This is a genomic window from Streptomyces sp. NPDC005803 (assembly GCF_040630435.1).
In the GTDB taxonomy this organism is placed as follows: Bacteria; Actinomycetota; Actinomycetes; order Streptomycetales; family Streptomycetaceae; genus Streptomyces.
Window position 1 is genome coordinate 88,004 of sequence record NZ_JBEXXO010000005.1, and the last position, 24,171, is coordinate 112,174.

The following is a 24,171-nucleotide window of genomic DNA, read 5'->3' on the forward strand; positions in this document are numbered from 1 at the left end:
CAAGCCGAGAACCGCCGCTCGTCAGGGCGATTCTCAGCGCGCCGTGTGGCGGGAAGGGTGGGACCTGACCACAGTCCCACGGCAGCGGGACAGGAAAAGTCCGGGTCAAAGCCGTTCAAGGACCGCCACCGCTGTACGGGGACCCACGTTCGCCCCACCGCAGTTCCTCGCGGGCCTCCGGCAGCACAGGACCGCCATAGGCAACTCTCCCCTTCCTGCCACTGGGTCACCCGAGTCCCCGTGACGCGGTCCAGTCCCCACGGCCTGGGCTCCCTGCGGCAGTCACGTTCCGTAGTGGAGGGCCATCCCTCAACGGGAGAACGCACTTATGAGGGCGTGGACATCGATGAGGTGGGCGGGCACGGTGCGGTCGCCTCGTGGCAGGGAGGAAGAGAAAGGAGTCGGGCGGGCCAGGGCCGGGCCCTTCGGGGCCCGGCCCTGGATCTGACGGGGAGGTCAGGCGGCCAGGCGGGTGCCGTGGCGCCACACCGCGCGGGTGTTGAGGGTGTCGGTGATGGTGGTGGTGGGGTCGCCGTCGACCAGGAGCAGGTCGGCGCGCAGGCCCTCGGCGATCCGGCCGCGGTCGGAGAGGTGGAAGCGGCGGGCGGTCGTGGCGGTGGCGGAGCGCAAGGCGGCTGCGGGGGGCAGACCGGCTTCGACGAGGTGCTGCAGTTCCTGGTGGACACTGGCACCAGGGGCGAGGCCGCCGAGGAACGGCACGGGCTGGGAAACGTCGGTGCCCACCAGCAGGTCCACCCCGGCGTCGGCGAGGGCCTTGACGCTGTCCAGGACGTCCTGGAACTTGCCCTGGGGGTAGTGGCCGAAGCAGGAGCGCAAGGTGGCGTCCCAGGCGGCGTTCAGGCGGGAGGCCACCCGCGGGTCGTCGGCCAGTTCACTGCCGGTGATGCCCATCATGGAGGCGTTCAGCACGGTGCACGGCACGACGAACATGCCCGCGTCCTTGATCAGCGTGACGATCTCGTCGGTGGGAGGTTCGACGAACAGGTGGGCAAGGCCGTCGATCCCCGCCTCGATCGCCATGCGGGTGGCGTCGATGGTCAGTGCGTGGGCGACGGTCAGCGCGCCGTGCTTCTTCGCCGCGGCGACGCCGGCGTTCAAGGTGGCCTGGTCGAGCATGGGCAGGCCCGGGTGGCCCTCGACGCTGCCGTCGTCGATCATGAACTTGATGTAGTCCGAGCCGTGGGCGATCAGCTGCGGAATCGAGGCCGCCGCCGCCTCGGGGCTGGTGGCGTCGGGGCGGTAGGGCGGCTCGCCCCGGTGCTCGCCACCCGGGCCCCCTCCGGCGGGCCTGCCCGGGTGGAAGTCCTTCGGGAACAGTTCGCTGGGGTGCCCGCCGGGCGGCGTCAGGGCGAAGCCCGAGGAGCGCACGTCGGCGACAGAGTCGTCCTCGCTGATCGCGCCGCGCCGGTTGCGGGTGTTGGCGCCCTGCATCTCCAGTTCGGTGGTGACGCCGAACTGGAGGGCCAGTGCGAGGGAGTCGCGGTCGGTATGGACGTGCGCGTCGATCAGGCCGGGCAGCAGTGTCGCCCCGGCCCCGTTGACGACCTCGGCCTCGGCCGGGGCCTGACCGCCAACCTGGACGATCCTGCCCCGTCGGATGACGACGGTGGTGACGCCGAGCGGCTTCTCCCCGTCGAAGACCTGCGCGCCGGTGATGGCGGTGGTGCTCATGGTCGTGCCTCGCTGTCTACTGGACTGTAATTACATACCTTAAGTCATGTAGATGCAAGATGCATGTCGATCGTGTGTGTCGTAGATTTGAGGCGTGAAGAGCCAAGAACAGCCTGTACCCGCCGACGACGACTGGCTCCTCGACAACGTGGGGCCAGCGCTGTCCCGGCTGCGTCGGCAGGTCGGGTCAGGACGTGGGGACCTGACCCGCAACATCGTCCTGAACGTGATCGGCGACGCAGCGGGCCGGATCACGGTGGGCGGCGTCGCCGAGAAGATGGGCGTCGCCCAACCCGTCGCCAGCCGCGCCATCGCCGCATGCACAGCGGAGGGCCTGCTTCGCCGCGTCGCCTCCCAGCAGGACGGCCGCAGCAGCCAGCTCGAACTCACCGACGAGGGAGAATCGGCACGCAGGGCCTACGCCAGTGAGCAGCGTCTCGCCTTCGAGGAGATCACCGCGCACTGGGACAGGGCGGACCGCTTGCAGTTCGCGCGCTTCCTCACCAGATACGGCCAGGACGCAAGCATCTGGACAGCCCGCGGCAAGTCGGAAGGCTGATCCGGCCGCTCAGCGACGGCTGCCGGCACTCGAAGCGACCTCGTCGCGGTCGACCACCCATCGGCGGTTCTGACCGCCCTGTCAACAACGCTGGTGGACAACACGACTAGCAGGCTTCGGCGTGGTGGTACCGAGGTGTCTGCGGCGGCAGGTCACACATCTTGCTGAATCACTGATCGCCGACATGCCGCCATCCCCGGACGTGCCGCAACCGTAAGGCCCAGTACCGAGCCGTGCCACGTGGACGCAGCAGGGGCCCTGCAGCCCGATCCCACACGCGGCCTGTGCCGTCACCGGCGAGACGCCCGCCCAGTCATGCGGCGGGCGTCTCGTGTGGCGAACAGCGCCCGGCCCGGTCGTGCTGCCTCCATGATGCGCGCGAATCTCTGTCGTCAGCTCGAACGGCATGCTCTGTGCGCCTCACGGGCCTGCCGTGCGGCAGTGGGGGTACGGTTCAGCCTCGCGCCCGGTGCGTAACCGGCCGCGTGCCACCTCGCGGCAGGTGAGGCGTGGGCCGCCGGTCACTTGGCGAGGAACGCGAGGAGGGCGTCGGTGACTTCCTGGGCGTGGGTCCACAGCAGGCCGTGGGGGGCGCCGTCGATGACGACGTAGTCGGCCTGCGGGAGTGCCTGGTGGAAACGTTCTCCGGTGGCCTCGATGGGCAGGATGCGGTCGGCGGTGCCGTGCAGGATGAGTGTCGGTACGTCGATCTTGGGCAGGTCGGCACGGAAGTCGGTGGACCAGGTGGCCACGCATGCCAGGGAGGCGTACGAGGAGGCGCCGGCGGCGACGTTCCAGCTGTTGCGGACCGCTTCCTCGCTGATGCGGGTACCGAGGTTCTCGTCGAGGTTGTAGAAGTTCTCGTAGAACGCGGTGAAGTAGGCGTAGCGGTCGGCGGTGACTGCACCTTCGATGTCCTTGAAGATGGTGCCGTCAACGCCGCCGGGGTTGTCGTCGGTCTTCAGGAGGAAAGGTTCGAGGGAGGCGAGGAAGGCGGCCTTGGCGATCCGGGCGGAGCCGTAGGTGCCCAGGTAACGGCCGACCTCACCGGTGCCCATGGAGAAGCCCACGAGGACGACGTCATCGAGGTCGAGGGTCTCCAGGACCACGTTCAGGTCGGCGGCGAAGGTGTCGTAGTCATAGCCGGTGGTGGGCCGACTGGAGCGGCCGAAACCGCGCCGGTCGTACGTGATCACGCGGTAGCCCGCCGACAGGAGTGCTGCGGACTGCTTCTCCCAGGAGTGGCCGTCGAGCGGGTATCCGTGGATCAGCACGACCGGCTGCCCCGTGCCGTGGTCCTCGTAGTACAGCTCGACGCTGGTGGAGTTTTCCTGGTCGACGGTGATGAACGCCATGGTGGTTGGTGCCTTTCGGTGTGAACGCGTCTGAGGGTGACGTGCCCGGCCGGGCACGTCCGTGGGGTGAGGTGCGCCGAGCGACGGGGCGGACCCGTCGGTCATCGGACCGTGCGGGCCGCCTGCTCGACGATGCGGGTGACGGCCTCGGGGTGGGAGACGGATACCGCGTGCGACGCGTCGATGGTCGTCGTGCGAGCCTTGGCGCGGGCCGACATGAAGCGCTGGGCGGCCACGGGGATGTTGCGGTCCTCCGTGGTGACCAGCGACCAGGAGGGGATCGTCTTCCAGGCGGCCCGGGTGGACTTCTCCTCCAGCGCGGCGGCGGCGACCGGACGCTGCCCGGCAGCCATGAGCCCGGCCTTGTCCGCCGGCACATCCGCGGCGAACTGACTGCGGAACTTCTCCGGCTTGATGTAGACGTCAGCGCCCTGACCGCCGTCGGGCAGGGAGTAGTTGACGGACTCGACGGCCTCGCCGAGGGTGCTGCCGGGGAACTTGTTCGTCAGTCCGATCGAGCTCTCGCCGGTGTCGGGCAGGAACGCCGCGATGTAGACCAGTGCCTTGACCTTGTCCTCGATGCCCGCGGCGGCCTGGCTGATGACGGTGCCGCCGTAGGAGTGGCCGACCAGGACCACGGGCCCGTCGATGTGGTCGAGGACGCTGCGCAGGTAAGCGGCATCGGTCGCCGGACCGCGCAGCGGGTTGGCGGCGGCCACCACCGGGTAGCCCTCGCGCTGCAGCCGGGCGACGACACCGTCCCAGCTCGCGGCGTCGGCGAACGCTCCGTGTTCCAGCACGATCGTCGGACGTAGGGGGTGGTGGGGCGACGCATCGGCTGCAGTGGGCAGGGTGACGGCGGCGACGGGCAGTCCGACGGCCGCGGTGACACCGAGCAGCGCGTATCTGCTGCCCGGACGGACGAGGCGGGTGTTGCGCATGTGTGAAGTCCCTCTTGTTCGATGGATGGTGCTCGACGGATTGGAAGGCGATGCACGGGGGGTATGCCGGGAAACGGGGCCCGGATCGCTTTGCCGGTGGCTCGTTGACGTGCGTCCGTCTGGCCACGTGAGCAGCGCGGATCGGAGCGCTGGCGGGCGGCAGCCAACAGTGGCCGGGAAAGCGGCCACCGGGCTGCGGCCCGATTGTGGTCCTGAGGCTTTGGCCTCGCCCGTCCACCGGGCGAGGAGCGTCCTTCATCCTGTCCTACGAGGGGGTGACCGGACCGGTTCACCCGGCGGCGGACTGTTCGTTCGCGGATATGGCTGGCGGTGCGACGTGCCGCGGTCGAGACGGTTGACGGCACGTTCGACGGTGTGCGGCAGCGCCGCGCGCGGAGCGTACGGCGCTGCCTCAGCCGGTACGCTCCAGGACTTCGTAGACGTGCTTGATGTAGTCGTGGGTGCGTTCCGAGCCGAGGATCCCGTCGCCCACCCGGTTCATCGTGTACGAGAACGTGACGCGCCGGTCGAGGTCCATCATGACGATCGAACCGCCCCGACCGACCCAGAAACAGATCCTCCCGGTGGGCATGTGCGGCATCGTCCTCGGATCGGCGAGTGCGTAGCCCATGCCCCAGCGGACGGGTACGCCCAGGAACAGGTCGACTCCGTCGGCCTGTACGTCGAACACTTTGTCCACCGTCTCCTCGGAGAGAAGCCGCAGGCCGTTGACCTGGCCGCGACGCGAGATGACCGAGAGCGCTCGGGCCAGGCCACGTGCGTTGCCGTGTCCGTTGACGGCTCCGAGTTCGGCCGAGCGCCACTGCGGGGTGTCGACGTGCTCGTCACGTGCGGGGCTTCCGAGCAGTGTCCTGGTGAAGATCCCCTCGGGATCGAGAGCCGCGGGTATACCGCCCAGCTGCGAGGGGGCCACCAGATCGGCGATGCGCGGCCAGTCGGCCCGTCGTGCGCCGATCTGGACATCAGCGTGCGCCGGTTCAGCGATCTCGGTGGCGACGAACTCCTTCAGGCTGAGGCCACTGACCCGCCGGACAAGCTCTCCCACCAGTTGCCCTTGGGTCTGCACGTGGTAGCCGGACGCGGAGCCCGGCTCCCACCAGGGTGCCTGCGCGGCCAGACGGGCACTCGCGGTGGGCCAGTCGTACAGATCGTCCATGGAGAAGGGCTGCTCCCAGCCGGAGAGTCCCGAGGTGTGGGCCAGGACGTGCCGCACCTCGATGTGCTTCTTTCCCTGGGCGGCGAACTCGGGCCAGTAGTGCGCAACCGGGCGGTGCAGATCCAGCGCGCCCCGGTCGACGAGGATGAGAGCCGCGAGATTGGTAAGGGTTTTCGTGGTCGACCACATGCTCACCAACGTGTCCCGGTGCCACGGGACGGTCCGCGCTTCGTCCGCGTGGCCACCCCACAGATCGACTTCCATGACCCCGTCCACGTCGACGGCGATCGACGCCCCCAACTCGTCGCCGGCTTCGAGGTGCGCTCCCAGCACCGCTCGTACCGGTTCGAACCGGTCTGTGCTCGTTCCCTCGACGCCCATGCTCTTCTCCACTCCTGACGACAACCGTTCGATCACTCAACGGGACAAAAAACACCTCGGTTCACACATCGATGTGGGTCATGAGATATGCCCATACGCCTCTGCAGCAAGACGCGGCTACGAAGCCCGTCCGCGAGCCCATCGATCCGTCACGCGTTTGCGCAGCGGATGCGTGCCGAACGGCTTCTCGCGATCCGGCCGGGCACGGTCGGATCCGGCTGCCCGCCGGGCCCGCCCATGGCCCTGCACCGATGCCACGGACAAGACCTGGACCCGCGCATGACCCTGTCCACGAGGCGATCCTCGCCCGATGCCGACAGCTCAGGCCGGAGATCGCCTCGCGGGAACCGGGCACGGGTCAGCCCCGGTTCTCCGCCTGGAACATCCAGCTCTGCTTCTCCAGATCAGATGTGAGTCCGATGAGGAGGTCCTCAGTGACGACATCCACGGGGCCTACCTCGACGATGCGTTCACGCAGTCTTCCGGTCACTGCGGAGAGCACGTGCACCAAGGCCTCGACGGCGTCACTGTCCTTGGTCCAGCCTGGCGGAAAGCCGGGCACGCCGCTGGCTCCCGCTATGGTCCCGGCCCGTCCGTCCGGGCTGAAGCCCAGGGCAGCCGCGCGCTCGGCCACCGTGTCAGCGTGGTTCCGGGCGACGGTGGCGGCCTCGTCGAGCTGGACGTGAACCGAGCGGAAACGCGGGCCGTACACATTCCAGTGGGCCTGCTTGGCCACCAGGGACAGGTCGAGAAGGTCGACCAGGGTCGCCTGCAGCGCCGCACCCGCGGTCTCGCGGTCGCGCTCCGGCAGAGGGTTGTTGATGACCGGCATAGGAGTGCCGTCCTTTCGTGAGAGGTGCTGACGCCCTGGCCGCGGACGCCGACGACTGCCGTTGGCAGAGACACGCGCAGCTCGTTTCCAGGAGGGCGTTGATGAGTCCGAGGCTAGAAACGGCAGGAGTGCGCCGTGGGTTCAGCTCATCCGGCACGAGATCCCGAATCGAGCGTGCGGGGTTGTGCCCGAGCCGACGCCGGGCTCCCGGCAGAACTCGGACGTCCCATGCGTCCATGGCCGCAGCCGACCGCGATCCCGCTCAGCCCCTGCCGGTCACCGAATCCCGACAACCGCTACCGAAAGTGGAAATCCTCATGCAGCCGACACCTGCAAGCCCAGCCCCGTCCCGGCTGAGCGAAGAGCGCCGGCGCCTCATATTCGCCGCAGTTCGCGAACTGCTCAGAGACGTGGGCTTCGAAACGCTGACGATGGACATGGTCAGCGCGAGGGCGCGCGCGAGCAAGGCGACTCTCTACCGCCGGTGGCCACACAAGACGCATCTCGTGACAGCAGCCCTCGAACAGAGCGAACGCATCCACCTCGACGCCGTCGATACCGGCACTCTCATGGGCGACCTGGACGAGGTCGCCGTGAGGGCGGGAGAAGACGGGGGGCAATCCGCCCGCTTGCTCTCCTCCCTGACGCACGCGGTACGCAGCGACAGCCACCTCGCGGAGGCCCTGCGCAAACATGTCGTCGAGGGGCACCTGGAGGCACTGCGTCTGCTGCTGCACCGTGCGGTCGAACGAGGGGAGGTCTCCAGCGACTGCCCTGCCATCGCCTACTTCCCTCAACTGGTGCTCGGCGCGATGCTGTCACAGCAGGCAGTGACGGGGGCAGATCCCGACACGGCGTACCTGCGCGCGTACTTCACCTGCGTGGTGCTTCCCAGCTTGGATCACAGGTGCCGCTGACGACGATGCGACCAGCACCACGGGGTCCGCGGAGGGCGGTGGGGAAATCCGGCCGGCGCGTGGCCGCGCAGCGGCTACACCCCCAGGATTCCCTGCCTCTCCAGCACCTTGCGCAGCGCCCGCATGGCATAGAAAGCGCGGCTCTTGACGGTGCCGGGTGGTACGCCGAGGTGCTCGGCAGCCTGGTTGACGCTGCATTCCAGGAAGTACATGAGGCGGATGACGGTTTGCTGCCGCTCGTTCAGCTCCCCCAGGGCCTGCATCACCACATGGGAGTTGATCGTGGATGCCGTGCTGTCGCTGGATATGTCCAGCTCCTCGACGGGCATGAGCTCCAGCGGCCTGACCTGGCGTGCCCGGTGATGGTCGATGACGAGGTTTCGGGCCACGGTGAACAACCAGGGTCTGAGGCGCTCGTTGCGGCTGCCCAGGAAGCGGGCGTGCTTCCAGGCACGGGCCGCGGTCTCCTGGAAGATGTCCTCCCCCTTGTGCCAGTCACCGTCCAGCAGCCGCGTGGCATATCGGACGAGCAGAGGACCGTACTGGTCGTAGATGTCCTTGATGAAGGCGTCGCAGTCGGCGTCCGTTGAGAGGTCCCGGGCCGGCGACGCGGTCGGAACGAGGGCGGTGGCCCCCGCTTCCATGATCCCGTTCATGAGAGGTGCCCAATCCTGTTCGAGTGGCCTGCGGCCTGCCCGCCCGCAGGCGCGGACAACAGCTCACGCACGTGCTCCGCACCAGAGGGAAGGCCGGCTGTCAGGCGGCGAGGAAGTCGATCAGAGCGGCGTTGACCTCGGCTGCGTGGGTGAGCAGCAGGCCGTGCGGAGCGCCGTCGATCTCGACGTATCGCGCGTCGGGCAGGCGGCGGCGGAACTCTCGGGCTGTGGCGTCGATCGGCAGGATGCGGTCGGCGGTCCCGTGCAGGATCAGCGACGGCACGTCGATGCGCTCGACGTCGGCCCGGAAGTCCGTCAGCCACGCCGGGACGCACGCGTATGCCGCCCTGGGCGCCGAGCCGATGGCGGTGACCCAGTTCGCCCGCAGCGCGGCCTCGCTGAGGCGCGACCCGAGGGTCTCGTCGGTGTTGAAGAAGTCGACGAAGAAGCTCTCGTACCAGGCGTGGCGGTCGGTCTCCGCCTGCTCCGCGATGCCGTCGAAGACGCTCTGCGGCACACCGGCGGGGTTGTCCGGTGTCTGCAGCAGGAACGGCTGGAGCGAACCGAGGAACGCCGCCTTCGCCACCCGCTGCGACCCGTGGACGCCGAGGTAGCGGGCGACCTCGCCCGAGCCCATCGAGAACCCGACGAGCACCACGTCACGCAGGTCCAGCTGTGTCAGTACGGTGTCCAGGTCGGCGGCGAAGGTGTCGTAGTCGTAGCCCGTCATGGTCTTGCTCGACCGGCCGAAGCCGCGGCGGTCGTAGGTGATGACGCGGTAGCCGGCGTTGACCAGCGCATCGGTCTGCTTCTCCCACGACTGCCCGTCCAGCGGGTAGCCGTGGATCAGGACGACCGGCTGCCCTGCCCCGTGGTCCTCGTAGTAGAGCTCGATGCTGGTCGAGCCCTCGGTTCCGACAGTGATCGTTCCCATGGTGTGCCTTCCCGCCCGTCCGCCGTGTGCGAACCAGGCATGGCGCAAACCTAGAAAACGAGCAGGGAGGACCGCGTCCGTCGGATTACGGCTTCGGCGTACGTCATCACGCCGCACCGCCGGGGTACGTCATCGTGCCGCCCAGCACCGCGGCGAGCTCACCGCGGGACGCCACACCCAGTTTGGGAAACATCCGCTGGAGATGGGTGCTCACCGTCCTGGGCGAGACGTACAACCGCTCGCCGATCTCCCGGTTCGTCAGACCCTGCGCGGCAAGCTGGGCGACATGCAGTTCGGTCGAGGTCAGCCGGTCGACCGCGGCCGGATCCTGGCGCGGGGACGACGCGCCCGCGGCGCGCAGCTCCTGCCGTGCCCGCTCCGCCCATGCCGACGCGCCCAGGGCGTCGAAGATCTCGCGCGCGGCCTGCAGTGCGACGCGGGACTCCGCGGGCCGCCGGTGCCGCCGCAACCACTCGCCCAGGGCAAGGCGCGCCCGCGCCCGCTCGAACGGCCAGTCCGTGGGGACCGCGTCGAGGGCCGCCCTGTAGAGCGGCTCGGCGTCATCCTGCGGACTCAGCAGGGCCCGGCCCAGGCGCAACCCGCAGAGCAGGGCGGGCGAAGAGGTCGTTTTCCCGAGCGGGGTCAGCTCCCGCACGATGCCGCGTGCCACCTCCGCGGATTCGCTGCGCACAGCCGCCTCGACCAGCTCCGCGACCGCGTAGAAGCGCAGCCAGGGGTGAAAGGCAGGATCAGCCGGGTCGAAGACGCGCTGCAGGTGGCCGAACGCGTCGGCGTAGCGGCCCTGGCAGAGTGCCGCCTGGCCGCGGGCCATCTGCAGGATGGCCAGCACCGGGCGCCCTCCGCTGGGGAGGGCCTCGCGCTCCGCTTCCGCCGCCCACGCCTCCGCCGCCGGGTCTCCGCTGACGGCGGCCAGCTGCGCGCGGATGGCGTTCACCATCGCGTGTACGAGAGGCTGACCGGTCTCGCGGGCAAGCGACGCGGCTTCCTCCGCGGCGAGGGAACCGGCGCGCACGTCACCCAGCCGTGCGGCGCTCCCCGCCTGGACGCAGAGGGCGCGAGCCAGCATCGAAAGCCTGCCCTCCGCGCGCAAGGTGTCCAGCGCCCTCGCCGTCAACCGGCCCGCCAGGGCGGGAGCGCCCACCGTCACGGCGGCCGCCCCCAGGAGCTGGTCCCCCTCGGCGTTCTCGGACGAGCGCTCCAGCTGGCCCACCAGGTCTGCCATGACCGCTTCCCCACGCTCCACCGGGGCTGAGTACGCCCGCAGAGCGACCAGGTCGGCGTCATCGGCATGCACGGGCATCCGGTCCGCGGCGGCGGCAACGCGCTCGCGGGCGGCCGGCCCCGGCTCTCCCCAGAAGCACTGCATGACCGCGCCCCACAGCATGCGCAGCCCCAGGGTCGGTTCGCCTTCAGCGGCGATCTCGACCGCCAAATCGGCCAGCTCGGCGGTCGCGGCGCCCTCGCCCCGAGTCCCCTCGGCCAGAGCGATGCTGACCCAGGCCGCGCGGCCTTGGTCCCGGACCGAAAGGTCCAGTGAGCGCGCCTGGACCAGCAGATGTGCCGCGACGTCTCCTCGGCCCGACTCCAGCGCGAGCTCCGCCGCCCGGAGCAGCCGGTCGGCCCGCGCGGACGGATCCTTCGTCAGCTCCGTCGCCCGCCTCAGCGCGGCAAGGGCTGCGGCGACACCGCCTCGCCGCAGGGCTCTGCCGGCAGTGGAGTCCAGATCCCTTGCTACCCGTTCGTCGGGACCAGCGGTGGCGGCGGCACGGTGCCATGCCTGCCGATCGGGCTGTCCCCGGAGCACGGCGGCCAAAGCGGCGTGCGCGGCCTGTCGTTCCGCGGCGGTGGCGGCGTGGTACATGGCCGAGCGGATGAGCGGATGCCTGAAGGCCAGCTCCCGGGCTTCCACCAGACCGCCGTCGACCGCTGCCTCACCGGCGGAGACGTCGACCGCCGTCCCGAGCATCCGGGTCGCCGCGGCAAGGCATTCGTCCATCGTTCCGTCACCGTTGAGAGCCAGGAGGAGCAGGACCGCACGGGTGTCGGCCGGAAGGCGAGAGACCCGCGCCGTGAAGGTCCGCTCCAACCGCGCGGTCAGCGGCAGCGGGCCCGGGTTGAGCGCGTACGCGCCGCCGACCGACCGCAGCGCGACCGGCAACTCGGTCAGCGCCAGCGGGTTCCCCGCGGACTCCTCCAGCAGCCGTCGTCTGACCTGCTGTCCCAGGTCGGGGGCCACCGCATCCAGGACCTCGCCCGACACCTCGTCCGTCAGCGGCCCCAGGTGCAGCACCGGCAGGCCGGCGGCGCCGAGGCGGTCGTCGAGGCGCCGGGTGACGGCGACCAGGACGAGGGGATCGGACTCGATGCGCCGTGCCACGAACCCGAGCACATCGAGGCTGGCATGGTCCATCCAGTGGGCGTCCTCGACGACAACCAGCAGCGGTGCCTTTGCTGCCGCGTCCGTCAGCAAGGTCAGCGCGGCCAGGCCGACGAGGTACAGGTCGGGGACGGTCTCGTCGACGAGGCCGACGGCGGCGAGCAGCGCGGCACGCTGGCGCTCAGGCAAGTCGTCGATTCCGTCACGCAGTTGGTGAACGAGTTGGTGCAGGCCGGCCCAGGGCAGGTTTTCCTCCGACTGGACCCCCACGGCAGTGATCACATGGGTTCCGCTGCGCTCTGCCGCGGCCGCGGCCTCTGCGACCAGCGCGGACTTGCCGATTCCCGGCGCGCCGATGATCACCGTCGCGCCGCCCGACCCGGTGGCCCCCTGCTCAACCAGGGCAGCCAGCGCGCGACGCTCCGTCTCGCGCCCCAGCAGCGCCCGCCTGTGCATGCCTCACTCCGATTCTCTGCGCCTCCCCAGCACCCGAGGACTCCACGTCCTTGCGTCACCAGGTGACCCGGCGGCATCTCCGACGGCGGGCGATCTGAAAGCCTGTCCTGGATGCCGTTCATGCAATGGTATGCACGCCGGGGGGCGGGAACTACCGCGGTCCGCGTCCCAAGGGCCGCCGCCCGTGGCGGTGTCGTAGTGGAGGGCGACCAGTTCCTCGTCGATGCGCCGGACCGGAGGGGGCGGCGCCTTCGCCGCCCTGCGATTGCGGATCACGGGGACGAACAGGATCTGGAGGGCGGCGCCGGTGCGCTCCATGGCCTCCGGCGTGATGTCGGCACTTCCACGGCGCCGGCGCCGGGTGCGGGCTGCTCCCGGCCGGGGCGGCGACAGCGCTGCCCCGGCGTGGGGGGCGTGGACATCGGCGGCCGAGGAGCCACGTCATCCGGCAGGACGGTCCTGCCGGGCAGGGGGTCGGGTTCGCTCGGATACAGCCGCCCTCACGCCGCAGGCGCACGACCCCCAGCATTCGCCATGGCCGATCCTGCCTGCCTGCGTCGGGCGCGTGAGCAGCCGAGGGAGAGCGCGACCGCGGCCGAAGCAGGGCGCTCGAGTGGTGAACGGGAGCGCCCTTTTCCACGTTGCGCTGATGGGACGTACCTGCGTCCCTGCGATGCCGCCGTGCGCTCCGGCCCTCTGCGGCACCACACCACCATGGAAGGAACAACACACCAGTGAAGCGCTTCATCACACGCCTCGCGGTAGTCGCGGCGGCTGGGGCCATGGCCGTCGTACTGCCTGCCTCGTCGGCGTCCGCCATCAACCGCACCGATTGCAATAGCCTGGGTCTCCTGTCGCTTCACAACGCAGGCGGCTCCCTCTGCTTCGCCAACGCGGGCGTGCAAAGCGTGGCGATCTACGGCGTGGACCAGATCTGGACCGGGGACAACAAGGTCACCTTCGAGTACGTGCCGAGGCTGGGCACTCCGGCGACCAGCGCGACCGTGGACAAGTGGCATTTCGGCAACGTCGAGCCCATCCACAAGATCACGAAGATCAGGATCTGGTAGCGCCCACCGTTGCGAACGGGGTGACAGCGAGTCCTCATCAGAGATGACGTCGCTGCGCTTGGTCCGTTGAGTCCGTTCGGCGTCGCCTCTCCAGGGCCGGGCCCGAGATGGCGATGTCCGTCGTCCGGCTCGGGCAGCGGCTCCGGTGGAGAACCCGCCAGGGCTTCCAGCGGGTGACGCCGTTCGGCAGGAGCGCGGGCCTGGGCGAGTGCCAGGTTCAGCATCCGCTCGGCCGACGACAGTTCGCCGTCGAGCGGGCGGCGGCCCAGGATTCGGCACCGGTGCAGGCCCGGCCGACTTCAAGAGACAGCCGTGGGAACCACCACCACGCGCCCCACAGGCAAGGGTCGACACAAGCGCAGGTAAAGCACGTCCGAGGCTCGCTCCGGCTGTGTGAAAGCCCGCGTTCGCCACACCGTCGCGAAGTGAACACCCCACGCGAAAGCACCGCGAAAACCACGTTTCCGCAGGTCAGAACGTTTCCGCAGGGTGAAACTGGTGGGGCGGGTGGGACTCGAACCCACGGCCGACGGATTATGAGTCCGCTGCTCTAACCGGCTGAGCTACCGCCCCTTTTCGGCGTGGCGCGTACATGTGTGCGCGCCGTCTGCCGCAGCATAGCCGGTCATACGATCTCTCGCTCCGACTGCCCGGCTCCTGCTGACCATGAAGACCGTGCTGCTCGCTGCCCGGTTCCGGGTGGCGGAAAGTTGACGCGAAAGTGTCACTCGGGCACCAGGGGCACCTCCGTGACGGGCCTCTCGCGGGCAGGTCCCGGGCACGCGAAAAAGGACCCCTGAGGGTCCTCTTCCGTTCCGCTCCCCCGACTGGACTCGAACCAGTAACCCTCCGGTTAACAGCCGAATGCTCTGCCAATTGAGCTACAGGGGATCGCGCTCCCCCGACTGGACTCGAACCAGTAACCTGCCGGTTAACAGCCGGCTGCTCTGCCAATTGAGCTACAGGGGATTGCTGCGTTGCCTCGAACGTACCTGCCCGGCTGCTGCCGGGCGGCGCGCGTTCGCTGCGACACATACATTAGCGCAAGCAGGGGGGTGCTTTGCCAATCGGTATCGCCCGGGGTGATCTCGGGCGTCTGCGGGTAGGCGAGCAGCACACGTCGCACGGAGCGAAGGAAGGGTGGCAACCCATGCGGTACCGGCTCACGTTCATCGCCGGAGTGGCCCTCGGTTACGTGCTCGGCACGCGAGCCGGGCGCGAGCGTTACGAGCAGCTGAAGAAGTCCGCGCGCCAGTTCGCCCAGAACCCGGCCGTGCGCAACACCTGCGAGACGGCGGCCCAGAGCGGCCGCGAGTTCGCGGGGAAGGCGTACCACGCGGTCGAGGACAAGGTCGGCGACAAGGTGCCGGCGTCGGTGGCCGACCGCGTGCGGTCGCTGCGCGGGCGCGGGGCGAACGGCGAGGACGACTGGGGCACGACCAACACCTGAGTCGGCTTCGCCGCGTCTGCCGCACCACCGGTCGGGAAACCTCCGGCGGTGCGGCAGAATCCACGTATGGGCATAGTCGCCGGCTTGGACAGTTCTTCCGCCTTCACGCACATCGTGGTCTGCGATACGGACACGGGTGCCGTACTGCGCCAGGGATACGCCGCGCATCCCGTCGACGCGAAGGCCACCGACGTCGATCCTCAGGCGTGGCTGCTCTCACTCGGTGAGGCCGCCGCCGGCGGGCTGCTCGAAGGGGTGCAGGCCATCGGGGTGTCGGCGCAGCAGCACGGGCTGGTGCCGCTGGACCAGCAGGGCAATCTCGTGCGCCCGGCGCTGCTCGGCAACGACCGGCGGGCGCAGGTCGCCGCGGCCGATCTGATCGACGGGCTCGGCGGGCGGCAGGCCTGGGCCGAGGCGGTCGGGGCGGTGCCGCAGGCCGCGCAGCCCGTGTCGAAGCTGCGCTGGCTGGCGCGTACCGAACCGGACGCGGCGCAGCGGGTCGCCGCCGTGCTCCAGCCGCACGACTGGCTGGTGTGGCAGTTGCTGGGCCGGCCGGCCCGGCGGACCACGGACCGGGGGGCCGCCTCCGGGACGGGGTACTGGTCGGCGGGCAGCGAGGCGTACCGCCCCGACCTGGTGGAGCTCGCGCTCGGGCACCGGGCGGCGCTGCCGGAGGTGCTCGGCCCGTCGGACGCGGCGGGGACGACGCCCGAGGGGCTGCTGATCTCGGCGGGTACCGGCGAGACGATGGCGGCGGCGTTCGGGCTGGGGGTCGCGGTCGGTGACGCGGTGGTGTCGCTGGGGGCCTCGGGCTCGGTGATGGCGGTGCACCACGAGGCGCTGGCCGACCCGACCGGGATGATCACGTCGTTCGCCGACGCCACGGGGATGCACCTGCCGGTCGTCCACACGTCGAACGCGGTGCGCGCGCTGCGCGGCACCGCCGAGATGCTGGGGATGGAGGGGCTGGAGGAGCTCTCGGCACTGGCGCTGAAGTCGACGCCGGGCTCTTCGGGGCTGGTGCTCCTGCCGTATCTGGAGGGTGAGCGCACCCCGCACCTGCCGCACACCGCCGGAACGCTGAGCGGACTGCGCCGCGAGTCGATGAAGCCGGAGCACCTGGCGCGGGCCGCGTTCGAGGGGATGCTGTGCTCGCTGGCCGACGCGCTGGACGTACTGCGCGGCCGTGGGGTCGAGGTGCGGCGGGTGTTCCTGCTGGGCGCTGCGGCCGAGCTGCCCGCCGTGCAGGGGCTGGCGCCCGCGTTGCTGGGCACCCAGGTGGTCGTACCGCAGCCGGCGCAGTACGCGGCGCTGGGTGCGGCCCGGCAGGCGGCCTGGGCGCTGGGCGTCTCCCAGGGGGCCCTGGACGGGCGCACTCCCCCGGCGTGGCAGGGCGCCGCGGCGCAGGTGCTGGAGCCCGGCGAGGAGCTGTCGGTCGGCAAGGCCGTGCGTCAGCAGTACGTGGCGACGCGCGACCAGATCCATCCGGGGGCGTTCGACGCCGCGCGGTGAGGCGACCGCTCTCGGTGACGGGTCCGGGCCCCTGGCGTGGTCCGGACCAGGGAATTGTGGACTCGGTCCGTTTTTTGACCTGGACTTGAATAAAAACGTTCGCAGTCCCGGTGGGCGGTACCGGAAAATGAGGCGACTCCCGACCTCGCCGACACCGAGAGACACGCGTGCTCATAAAACTCCTGCGGGCCTATCTCGGTCCGTACAAGAAACCGATCGCGCTGCTGGTCGTCTTCCAGCTGCTGCAGACCTGCGCCACGCTCTACCTGCCCACCCTGAACGCCGACATCATCGACAACGGTGTCGTCCAGGGGGACACGGGCTACATCGTCCAGTACGGCGGCGTCATGATCGTCGTCAGCATCGCCCAGGTGGTCTGCAACATCGGGGCCGTCTACATCGGCGCCCGCACCGCGTCCGCGCTCGGCCGCGACGTGCGGGCCTCGGTCTTCGACCGGGTGCAGTCGTTCTCCGCGCGTGAGGTCGGCCGGTTCGGCGCGCCCTCGCTGATCACCCGTACCACCAATGACGTGCAGCAGGTCCAGATGCTGGCCCTGATGACGTTCACGCTGATGGTGTCGGCGCCGATCATGTGCGTCGGCGGGATCATCATGGCGCTCGGCCAGGACGTCCCGCTGTCCGCGGTGCTGCTCGCGGTGGTGCCGGTCCTCGGCATCGCGGTGAGCCTCATCGTGCGGAAGATGCGCCCGCTGTTCCGCACGATGCAGGAGCGGCTCGACACGGTGAACCGGGTGCTGCGCGAGCAGATCACCGGCAACCGGGTCATCCGCGCCTTCGTGCGCGACGACTACGAGGAGGGGCGCTTCCGGGGCGCCAACACCGAGCTGACCGATGTGGCCCTGTCCACGGGCCGGCTGATGGCACTGATGTTCCCGACCGTGATGACGGTCGTGAACGTGTCGTCGATCGCCGTCGTCTGGTTCGGCGCCCACCGGATCGACAGCGGCGGGATGGAGATCGGCGCGCTGACCGCGTTCCTCTCCTATCTGATGCAGATCGTCATGTCGGTGATGGTGGCCACCTTCATGTTCATGATGGTGCCGCGTGCCGAGGTCTGCGCCGAGCGCATCCAGGAGGTCCTGGAGACCGATTCCTCCGTGGTGCCGCCGGTGAAGCCGGTCCGGGAGCTCGCGGTCCAGGGTCATCTGGAAGTGCGCGGCGCGGACTTCCGTTACCCCGGCGCCGAGGAGCCCGTGCTGCGCTCGGTGGACCTGGTGGCCAGGGCCGGTGAGACGACCGCGATCATCGGGTCGACGGGCAGCGGGAAGTCGACGCTGCTCGGTCTCGTACCCCGGCTGTTCGACGTCACGGACGGCCAGGTGCTGGTCGACGGGACGGACGTGCGGACGCTGGATCCGGCCCTGCTGGCGAAGACGGTGAGTCTGGTCCCGCAGAAGCCCTATCTCTTCTCGGGGACGGTCGCGACGAACCTGCGGTACGGGAACCCGGACGCGACCGACGAGGAGCTGTGGCACGCCCTGGAGATCGCGCAGGCCAAGGAGTTCGTCGAGGGCCTGGAGCACGGGCTCGACGCACCCATCGCGCAGGGCGGGACCAATGTCTCCGGCGGTCAGCGTCAGCGGCTCTCGATCGCCCGGACGCTGGTGCAGCGGCCGGAGATCTACCTCTTCGACGACTCCTTCTCGGCGCTGGACTACGCCACGGACGCGGCGCTGCGTGCGGCGCTGCTGCGGGAGACCGCGGGGGCGACGGTGGTGATCGTCGCGCAGCGGGTGTCCACCATCCGTGACGCCGACCGCATCCTGGTGCTGGACGAGGGCCGCGTCGTCGGCTCCGGCAGTCACCACGAACTGATGGACGGCAATGAGACCTACCGGGAGATCGTTCTCTCGCAGCTGACGGAAGCGGAGGCCGCGTAATGGCCGGGCCTGGCGGACGCATGATGGCGGGCGGGGCGCCGACCGAGCGGTCCATGGACTTCAAGGGCTCCTCGAAGCGGCTGCTGAAGCGCTTCGCGGCGGAGAAGTCCACGCTGTACGTGATGCTGGTGGCCGTGGCGCTGAGTGTGGCGCTGTCGGTGGTCGGCCCGAAGATCCTCGGCAAGGCGACCGACCTGGTGTTCGCCGGTGTCGTCGGCCGGGGGATGGACGCGGGGACGACGAAGGAACAGGCCGTCGAAGGCCTGCGCAGGAGCAACAGCGGTCTGGCCGACATGCTCTCCAAGGTGGACTTCACCCCGGGGCAGGGCATGGACTTCGACGCGATCGGCCATGTGCTGCTGGTGGCGCTGGCCGTGTACGTCGGCGCGGGCCTGCTGATGCTGGTGTCGACGCGGCTGTCGATCCGGGTGATCAACCGCGTCGTGTTCCAGATGCGGGAGGACATCCAGACGAAGCTGTCGCGGCTGCCGCTGTCGTACTTCGACCGGGCCAAGCGCGGCGAGGTGCTGAGCCGGGCGACGAACGACATCGACAACATCTCGCAGACGATGCAGCAGACGATGGGCCAGCTCATCAACTCGCTGCTGACCATCGTCGGCGTGCTCGTGATGATGTTCTGGATCTCGCCGCTGCTGGCGCTGGTCGCGCTGGTGACGGTACCGCTGTCGGTGGTCGTGGCGACGCGGGTCGGCAAGCGCTCCCAGCCGCAGTTCGTCCAGCAGTGGAAGGTGACGGGCAAGCTCAACGCCCACATCGAGGAGATGTACACCGGGCACACCCTGGTGAAGGTCTTCGGGCGGCAGGACGAGTCGGCGCGGGACTTCGCCGAGCAGAACGACGCGCTGTACGAGGCCGGGTTCAAGGCACAGTTCAACAGCGGGATCATGCAGCCGCTGATGATGTTCGTGTCGAACCTGAACTACGTGCTGATCGCTGTCGTCGGCGGGCTGCGGGTCGCTTCGGGCTCGCTGTCGATCGGTGATGTGCAGGCCTTCATCCAGTACTCGCGGCAGTTCTCCATGCCGCTGACCCAGGTCGCCTCGATGGCCAACCTGGTGCAGTCGGGGGTGGCTTCGGCGGAGCGGATCTTCGAGCTGCTGGACGCCGACGAGCAGCACGCCGACCCCGCGAAGGGCGAGGGCGCGTACCCGGCCGAGCTGCGTGGCAGCGTCAGTCTGGAGAACGTGTCGTTCCGCTACGACCCGGAGAAGCCGCTCATCGAGGACCTGTCGCTGAGCGTCGAGCCGGGCCACACCGTCGCGATCGTCGGCCCGACCGGCGCCGGCAAGACGACGCTGGTCAATCTGCTGATGCGGTTCTACGAGGTGACCGGAGGCCGGATCGCTCTCGACGGGGTCGACATCGCGAAGATGTCGCGCGACGACCTGCGCTCGGGGATCGGCATGGTCCTCCAGGACACCTGGCTGTTCGGCGGGACCATCGCGGAGAACATCGCCTACGGCGCCTCGGGCGACGTCACCCGGGAGCAGATCGAGGAGGCGGCGCGGGCGGCCCACGCCGACCGCTTCATCCGCACCCTGCCGGACGGCTACGACACGCGCATCGACGACGAGGGATCGGGCGTCAGCGCGGGCGAGAAGCAGCTGATCACCATCGCGCGGGCGTTCCTGTCCGACCCGGTGATACTGGTGCTCGACGAGGCGACCAGCTCGGTCGACACCCGCACCGAGGTGCTGATCCAGAAGGCGATGGCCGGTCTCGCGCACGGCCGTACGAGCTTCGTGATCGCGCACCGCCTCTCCACCATCCGGGACGCCGACGTCATCCTGGTGATGGAGAACGGGTCGATCGTCGAGCAGGGCACGCACGACGAGCTGCTGGAAGCGCACGGCGCGTACGCCCGGCTGTACGCGGCACAGTTCGCGCAGGCGGTCGCCGAGGTCGACTGAGGGCTGCCGCCGAGGCCGGCCGGTGACGGCCGGTGACGGCCCTCGCGGTGGTCCACGGCTGCCCCGGTCCGCGCGCGTGTGCGTGCGGACCGGGGCAGCCGCCGTTCGTGCGCGCGCGTACGTGCGGACCGGGGCAGCCGCCGTGCGTCCGTGCACGTACGTGCGTTCAGTCGAGGTAGCCGCGGAGCTGGTCGGCGAAGGCGTGGTCCCGCAGCTTGTTGAGGGTCTTGGACTCGATCTGCCGGATGCGCTCGCGCGTCACGCCGAAGATCCGCCCTATCTCCTCCAGCGTGCGCGGCCGCCCGTCGGCCAGCCCGTAGCGCAGCTGGACCACCTTGCGCTCGCGCTCGTTGAGGGTGGAGAGCACCGCCTCCAGGTGTTCGCGCAGCAGCAGGAAGGCGGCGGACTCCACGGGGGACGCGGCGTCGCCGTCCTCGATGAGGTCGCCGAGCGAGACATCGTCCTCCTCGCCCACCGGGGCGTGCAGGGACACCGGTTCCTGGGCGAGGCGCAGGACCTCGCCGACCCGTTCGGGGGTCAGGTCGAGCTGGGCGGCGACCTCCTCGGGCGTCGGCTCGTAGCCGCGCTCCTGGAGCATGCGGCGCTGGACCCGGACGACGCGGTTGATCAGTTCGACGACGTGGACCGGGACCCGGATGGTCCGCGCCTGGTCGGCGAGGGCACGGGACATGGCCTGCCGGATCCACCAGGTGGCGTACGTCGAGAACTTGTAGCCGCGGGCGTAGTCGAACTTCTCGACCGCCCGGATCAGCCCGAGGTTCCCCTCCTGGACCAGGTCCAGCATCGTCAGTCCCCGGCCGACGTAGCGCTTCGCCACGGAGACGACCAGCCGGAGATTGGCTTCGATGAGACGGCGCTTGGCCATCCGCCCCATGACCACGAGCCGGTCCAGGTCGACGGCCAGCCGGGTGTCGGGGTCCGGGGTGCGGGACAGGCGTTCCTCGGCGAACAGGCCGGCTTCGACGCGGCGGGCGAGTTCCACCTCGTCGGCGGCGGTGAGGAGCGGGATGCGGCCGATCTCGCGCAGGTACTGGCGGAAGAGGTCGGACGACGGTCCGCCGGTGTCGGGGCGGCCGCGCGGTTCCGGGGGTTCGGGGAGCTCCGGCTCCTCCATGACGGTCTCGGGCGGCTCGGGCGGGTCCGGTGGCGCTTCGGACGGGTCCTGCGGGTCGGGCGGGGGTGTCGGCGGGTCCGCCGCGGCCTCGGGGTGATGCACGGCCCGGGTCTGCGCGGGGATGGCCGGGACACGCTCGGTATCGGTCACGGTCCGGGTCTGCACGAGGGCGACCTCCAGGTGATCGCTGCCGGATCGCGGGGATGGAGGACCACCGTTCGGCGGTCCGGCCGCGCTCCGATGACTCGGACCGGTCGGCGATCGGGGGGCGGTGTCGCGCCCCGGGTGCCGGTCGGCCCTGGCACCGCCACCCAGTGTGGGGTACGACACACAGCCGCCACGAGGGGCGTGCGGGCACTTTCTGAATCCGGTCCGTGACCGCGCGGTTACCAGCAGGGGAGCCGGGCCGCAGGGGCGCGGGGCGCCCTCAGAGCGCGGCGGCGCCGTTGTTGCGCAGGGACTGGGCGTACTGCTGGAGGACCCAGACCTCGTTCTGCGCGGCGGCCAGGTGGTCCGGGGCCACGTTGCTGCCGAGGCGGGCGAGGCTGCCCTGGACGTCGTTGATCCGCCGGTCGACCGCGCGCAGCCGGACCTTGACCAGGTGCTCGCCCGCGTACGCCTCGTCGATGGACTTGCCGTGGAAGACCTCGACGGCCAGCTCCGTGACCAGCTTGCGCACCGCGTCGTTCGGGGTCGCTTCCAGCACCTGCACGAGGTACTCGCGGGTCTCGGGGACGCCGAGCTCGGCACCACCCGCCTCCGCGATGCACTGGCGGACCGCCGCGTACGGCGGGGCGGTGAACTCGTCGACCCCGTAGGCGTCGAACGCCGGGGAGACCAGGGCGGGCTTCTGCAGGGCGAGCTTGAGCAGTTCGCGCTCGGTGCGGTGGGCCGGGCTGCGGAGGTTGAGCGCGGGGCCCGAGGAGGCGGGGGGCGCCTGGATCTCCTGGCGCCGGGAGCCGCCGCGCGCGGCGGGGGCGGGCCCCCGGTCGCCCCGGCCGCGGGCCCACTGGGCGAGCTGGTTGACCCGGTGCACGACGTACTCCTGGTCCAGGATGCCGACGAAGCCGGCCAGCTGGACGGCGACCTCGCGCTGGATGCTGCCCGTCTTGATCTTGGCGACGACGGGCGCGGCCTCGTCGAGCGCGGCGGCGCGGCCCGCCGGGGTCTCCAGGTCGTAGCGGCCGACGATCTGGCGGAGCGCGAACTCGAAGAGCGGGGTGCGCGGTTCGACCAGGTCCCGGACGGCCTCGTCGCCCTTGGCCAGGCGCAGGTCGCACGGGTCCATGTTCTCCGGTGCGATGGCGATGTAGGTCTCGGCGGCGAACTTCTGGTCGTCCTCGAAGGCGCGCAGGGCGGCCTTCTGGCCGGCCGCGTCACCGTCGAAGGTGAAGATCACCCGGGCGCTGCCGTTGTCCATCAGGAGGCGGCGAAGGATCTTGATGTGGTCGCCGCCGAACGCCGTGCCGCAGGTCGCGATGGCGGTGGTGACCCCGGCGAGATGGCAGGCCATCACGTCCGTGTACCCCTCGACGACGACGGCCCGGCTGGCCTTCGCGATGTCCTTCTTGGCCAGGTCGATGCCGTAGAGCACCTGGGACTTCTTGTAGATCGCGGTCTCGGGGGTGTTCAGGTACTTCGGGCCGTTGTCGTCGTCGCGGAGCTTGCGGGCGCCGAAGCCGACGACCTCTCCGGAGGTGTCTCTGATCGGCCACATCAGCCGGCCGCGGAAGCGGTCGATGGGGCCGCGCCTGCCGTCCTGGGAGAGACCGGAGGCGATCAGTTCCTTGTCGCTGAAGCCCTTGCCGCGCAGATAGCGGGTGAGGTGGTCCCAGCCCGCCGGGCTGTAGCCCACACCGAAGTGGGCGGCCGCCGCCTGGTCGAAGCCGCGCTCGGCGAGGAACTTGCGGCCGATCTCGGCCTCGGGGCCGTCCAGCTGCTCGATGTAGAACTGGGCGGCCACCTTGTGTGCCTCGACCAGCCTGATCCGCTCACCGCGCTGGTGGGAGGGGTTGTACCCGCCCTCCTCGTACCGCAGGGTGATGCCGGCCTTCGCGGCGAGCCGCTCGACGACCTCCGCGAACGTCAGGTGGTCGATCTTCTGCACGAAGGCGATCGTGTCGCCGCCCTCCTGGCAGCCGAAGCAGTGGAAGAGGCCCTTGCTCGGACTGACCTGGAAGGACGGGGACTTCTCGTCGTGGAAGGGGCACAGGCCCTTGAGGTTTCCCCCGCCCGCGTTGCGCAGCTGGAGGTACTCGGAAACGACGGCGTCGATCGGGACCGCGTCCCGGACCGCCTTCACGTCGTCGTCATTGATCCTGCCTGCCACGAGTGAAGTCTACGGGTGAGGTAGGACAGCCCACGTCCGGACGTGGGCCTGAGCGCTTGCCCCTGTCCGGGGCGGGGGGTCCTCCAGGCGCCCCGGTCCCGGGTGCGGGGTTCCGTCCTCAATCGCCGGACGGGCTTGTGTGCGGGTTGCCCCGCGGGGCGGCGCGGATTAGCCGGTGGGTGGGGGTGGGGGCCCTCCGGGCAGACTCCTCAAAAATGGCGTGTGCACCCGACGACGCACTGGTACCCGGGTCGTACGCCATTTTCTGCGGGGACTGCCCTGCACGCCCCCACCCGGCATCAGTCGCGTCTGCGGATCAGTCCGATGACTGTCGCAGCCGCGAGACGGCTGGGTTCGGGGGCGTGCAGGGGAGTCCCCGCAGGACGACGAACATCGACCCGGGTCCGCTGCGTACCCGCCGAACGTTCGTCGTCCGAGGAGACGCCCCGGAGGGACCCCGGACCCCCACCCACCGGGCAACGGCACACCCCGCGGAGCAACCCGCACACATCAAGCCCGTCCGGCGATTGAGGACGGAACCCCGC

The 24,171-nt window shown here is 70.0% G+C and carries 17 protein-coding genes and 3 tRNA genes; 7 read left to right on the forward strand and 13 right to left on the reverse strand.

Translation table 11 applies throughout. The features are described from left to right. Positions 1-456 precede the first annotated feature (456 nt). Entirely contained in the window at positions 457-1,692 is a 1,236-nt protein-coding gene (locus ABZ454_RS09335) for an amidohydrolase family protein (RefSeq protein ID WP_359536842.1), read from the reverse strand. A 94-nt stretch (positions 1,693-1,786) separates the two neighbouring features. Between ABZ454_RS09335 and ABZ454_RS09340 the strand changes: the two genes are divergently transcribed. Beyond that, entirely contained in the window at positions 1,787-2,251 is a 465-nt protein-coding gene (locus tag ABZ454_RS09340; RefSeq protein WP_359536844.1) for a MarR family winged helix-turn-helix transcriptional regulator, read from the forward strand. Between the two features lie 521 nt (positions 2,252-2,772). Here ABZ454_RS09340 and ABZ454_RS09345 read toward each other — a convergent pair. From ABZ454_RS09345 to ABZ454_RS09360, 4 genes are all read right to left on the reverse strand, one after another. Next, entirely contained in the window at positions 2,773-3,606 is an 834-nt protein-coding gene (locus tag ABZ454_RS09345; protein WP_359536846.1) for an alpha/beta hydrolase, read from the reverse strand. Positions 3,607-3,707: 101 nt separating this feature from the next. Then, the gene (locus ABZ454_RS09350; protein ID WP_359536848.1) at positions 3,708-4,547 is read right to left on the reverse strand and encodes an alpha/beta hydrolase; all 840 of its coding nucleotides are present in this window, start codon (positions 4,545-4,547) and stop codon (positions 3,708-3,710) included. Positions 4,548-4,959: 412 nt separating this feature from the next. Then, a complete protein-coding gene (locus ABZ454_RS09355) occupies positions 4,960-6,105 on the reverse strand; it encodes a serine hydrolase domain-containing protein (protein ID WP_359536850.1) in 1,146 nt (381 codons plus the stop codon). Between the two features lie 358 nt (positions 6,106-6,463). Then, positions 6,464-6,937 carry a DNA starvation/stationary phase protection protein gene (locus ABZ454_RS09360; protein WP_359536852.1) on the reverse strand — a complete coding sequence of 158 codons (474 nt, stop codon included), beginning with the start codon at positions 6,935-6,937 and terminating at the stop codon, positions 6,464-6,466. Between the two features lie 236 nt (positions 6,938-7,173). Between ABZ454_RS09360 and ABZ454_RS09365 the strand changes: the two genes are divergently transcribed. Then, positions 7,174-7,854 carry a TetR/AcrR family transcriptional regulator gene (locus ABZ454_RS09365; protein ID WP_359536853.1) on the forward strand — a complete coding sequence of 227 codons (681 nt, stop codon included), beginning with the start codon at positions 7,174-7,176 and terminating at the stop codon, positions 7,852-7,854. 74 nt (positions 7,855-7,928) lie between these two features. Here the strand turns inward: ABZ454_RS09365 and ABZ454_RS09370 are convergent, their stop codons facing one another. The 3 genes from ABZ454_RS09370 to ABZ454_RS09380 form a co-directional block, all read right to left on the reverse strand. After that, entirely contained in the window at positions 7,929-8,510 is a 582-nt protein-coding gene (locus ABZ454_RS09370; RefSeq protein WP_359536855.1) for a sigma-70 family RNA polymerase sigma factor, read from the reverse strand. 100 nt (positions 8,511-8,610) lie between these two features. After that, positions 8,611-9,444, reverse strand: coding sequence for an alpha/beta hydrolase (locus ABZ454_RS09375; protein WP_359536857.1), 834 nt, complete (start codon positions 9,442-9,444; stop codon positions 8,611-8,613). Positions 9,445-9,550: 106 nt separating this feature from the next. Next, entirely contained in the window at positions 9,551-12,298 is a 2,748-nt protein-coding gene (locus tag ABZ454_RS09380) for an AAA family ATPase (protein WP_359536858.1), read from the reverse strand. Between the two features lie 734 nt (positions 12,299-13,032). Between ABZ454_RS09380 and ABZ454_RS09385 the strand changes: the two genes are divergently transcribed. Then, on the forward strand, positions 13,033-13,368 hold the full coding sequence (locus ABZ454_RS09385; RefSeq protein WP_359536859.1) for a beta/gamma crystallin domain-containing protein: 336 nt from the start codon (positions 13,033-13,035) through the stop codon (positions 13,366-13,368). 496 nt (positions 13,369-13,864) lie between these two features. Here ABZ454_RS09385 and ABZ454_RS09390 read toward each other — a convergent pair. The 3 genes from ABZ454_RS09390 to ABZ454_RS09400 all read right to left on the reverse strand — a co-directional run bounded on the left by ABZ454_RS09390 (position 13,865) and on the right by ABZ454_RS09400 (position 14,337). Continuing rightward, a tRNA-Ile gene (locus ABZ454_RS09390) sits at positions 13,865-13,941 on the reverse strand. Between the two features lie 245 nt (positions 13,942-14,186). Further along, positions 14,187-14,259: transfer RNA gene (locus ABZ454_RS09395), tRNA-Asn, on the reverse strand. A gap of 5 nt (positions 14,260-14,264) precedes the next feature. After that, positions 14,265-14,337, reverse strand: a tRNA-Asn gene (locus tag ABZ454_RS09400). A 181-nt stretch (positions 14,338-14,518) separates the two neighbouring features. Between ABZ454_RS09400 and ABZ454_RS09405 the strand changes: the two genes are divergently transcribed. The 4 genes from ABZ454_RS09405 (at position 14,519) to ABZ454_RS09420 (ending at position 20,162) form a co-directional block, all read left to right on the forward strand. Continuing rightward, positions 14,519-14,818 (forward strand): YtxH domain-containing protein, encoded by a 300-nt coding sequence (locus tag ABZ454_RS09405; RefSeq protein WP_356324470.1) that lies wholly within the window; start codon positions 14,519-14,521, stop codon positions 14,816-14,818. A 66-nt stretch (positions 14,819-14,884) separates the two neighbouring features. After that, positions 14,885-16,330, forward strand: a complete 1,446-nt coding sequence (locus ABZ454_RS09410; protein WP_356324472.1) for an FGGY family carbohydrate kinase — start codon at positions 14,885-14,887, stop codon at positions 16,328-16,330. Between the two features lie 167 nt (positions 16,331-16,497). Next, the gene (locus tag ABZ454_RS09415; RefSeq protein WP_359536862.1) at positions 16,498-18,231 is read left to right on the forward strand and encodes an ABC transporter ATP-binding protein; all 1,734 of its coding nucleotides are present in this window, start codon (positions 16,498-16,500) and stop codon (positions 18,229-18,231) included. Then, on the forward strand, positions 18,231-20,162 hold the full coding sequence (locus tag ABZ454_RS09420; RefSeq protein WP_356319049.1) for an ABC transporter ATP-binding protein: 1,932 nt from the start codon (positions 18,231-18,233) through the stop codon (positions 20,160-20,162). The genes ABZ454_RS09415 and ABZ454_RS09420 overlap by 1 nt, the downstream gene beginning before the upstream one ends. A 166-nt stretch (positions 20,163-20,328) precedes the next feature. Here the strand turns inward: ABZ454_RS09420 and ABZ454_RS09425 are convergent, their stop codons facing one another. Both ABZ454_RS09425 and dnaG read right to left on the reverse strand, forming a co-directional pair. After that, positions 20,329-21,477 (reverse strand): RNA polymerase sigma factor, encoded by a 1,149-nt coding sequence (locus ABZ454_RS09425; RefSeq protein ID WP_356319133.1) that lies wholly within the window; start codon positions 21,475-21,477, stop codon positions 20,329-20,331. A 247-nt stretch (positions 21,478-21,724) separates the two neighbouring features. Next, complete coding sequence (gene dnaG / locus ABZ454_RS09430; protein WP_359536865.1) at positions 21,725-23,626, reverse strand: DNA primase; 1,902 nt, start codon at positions 23,624-23,626, stop codon at positions 21,725-21,727. Between the last annotated feature and the right edge of the window lie 545 nt (positions 23,627-24,171).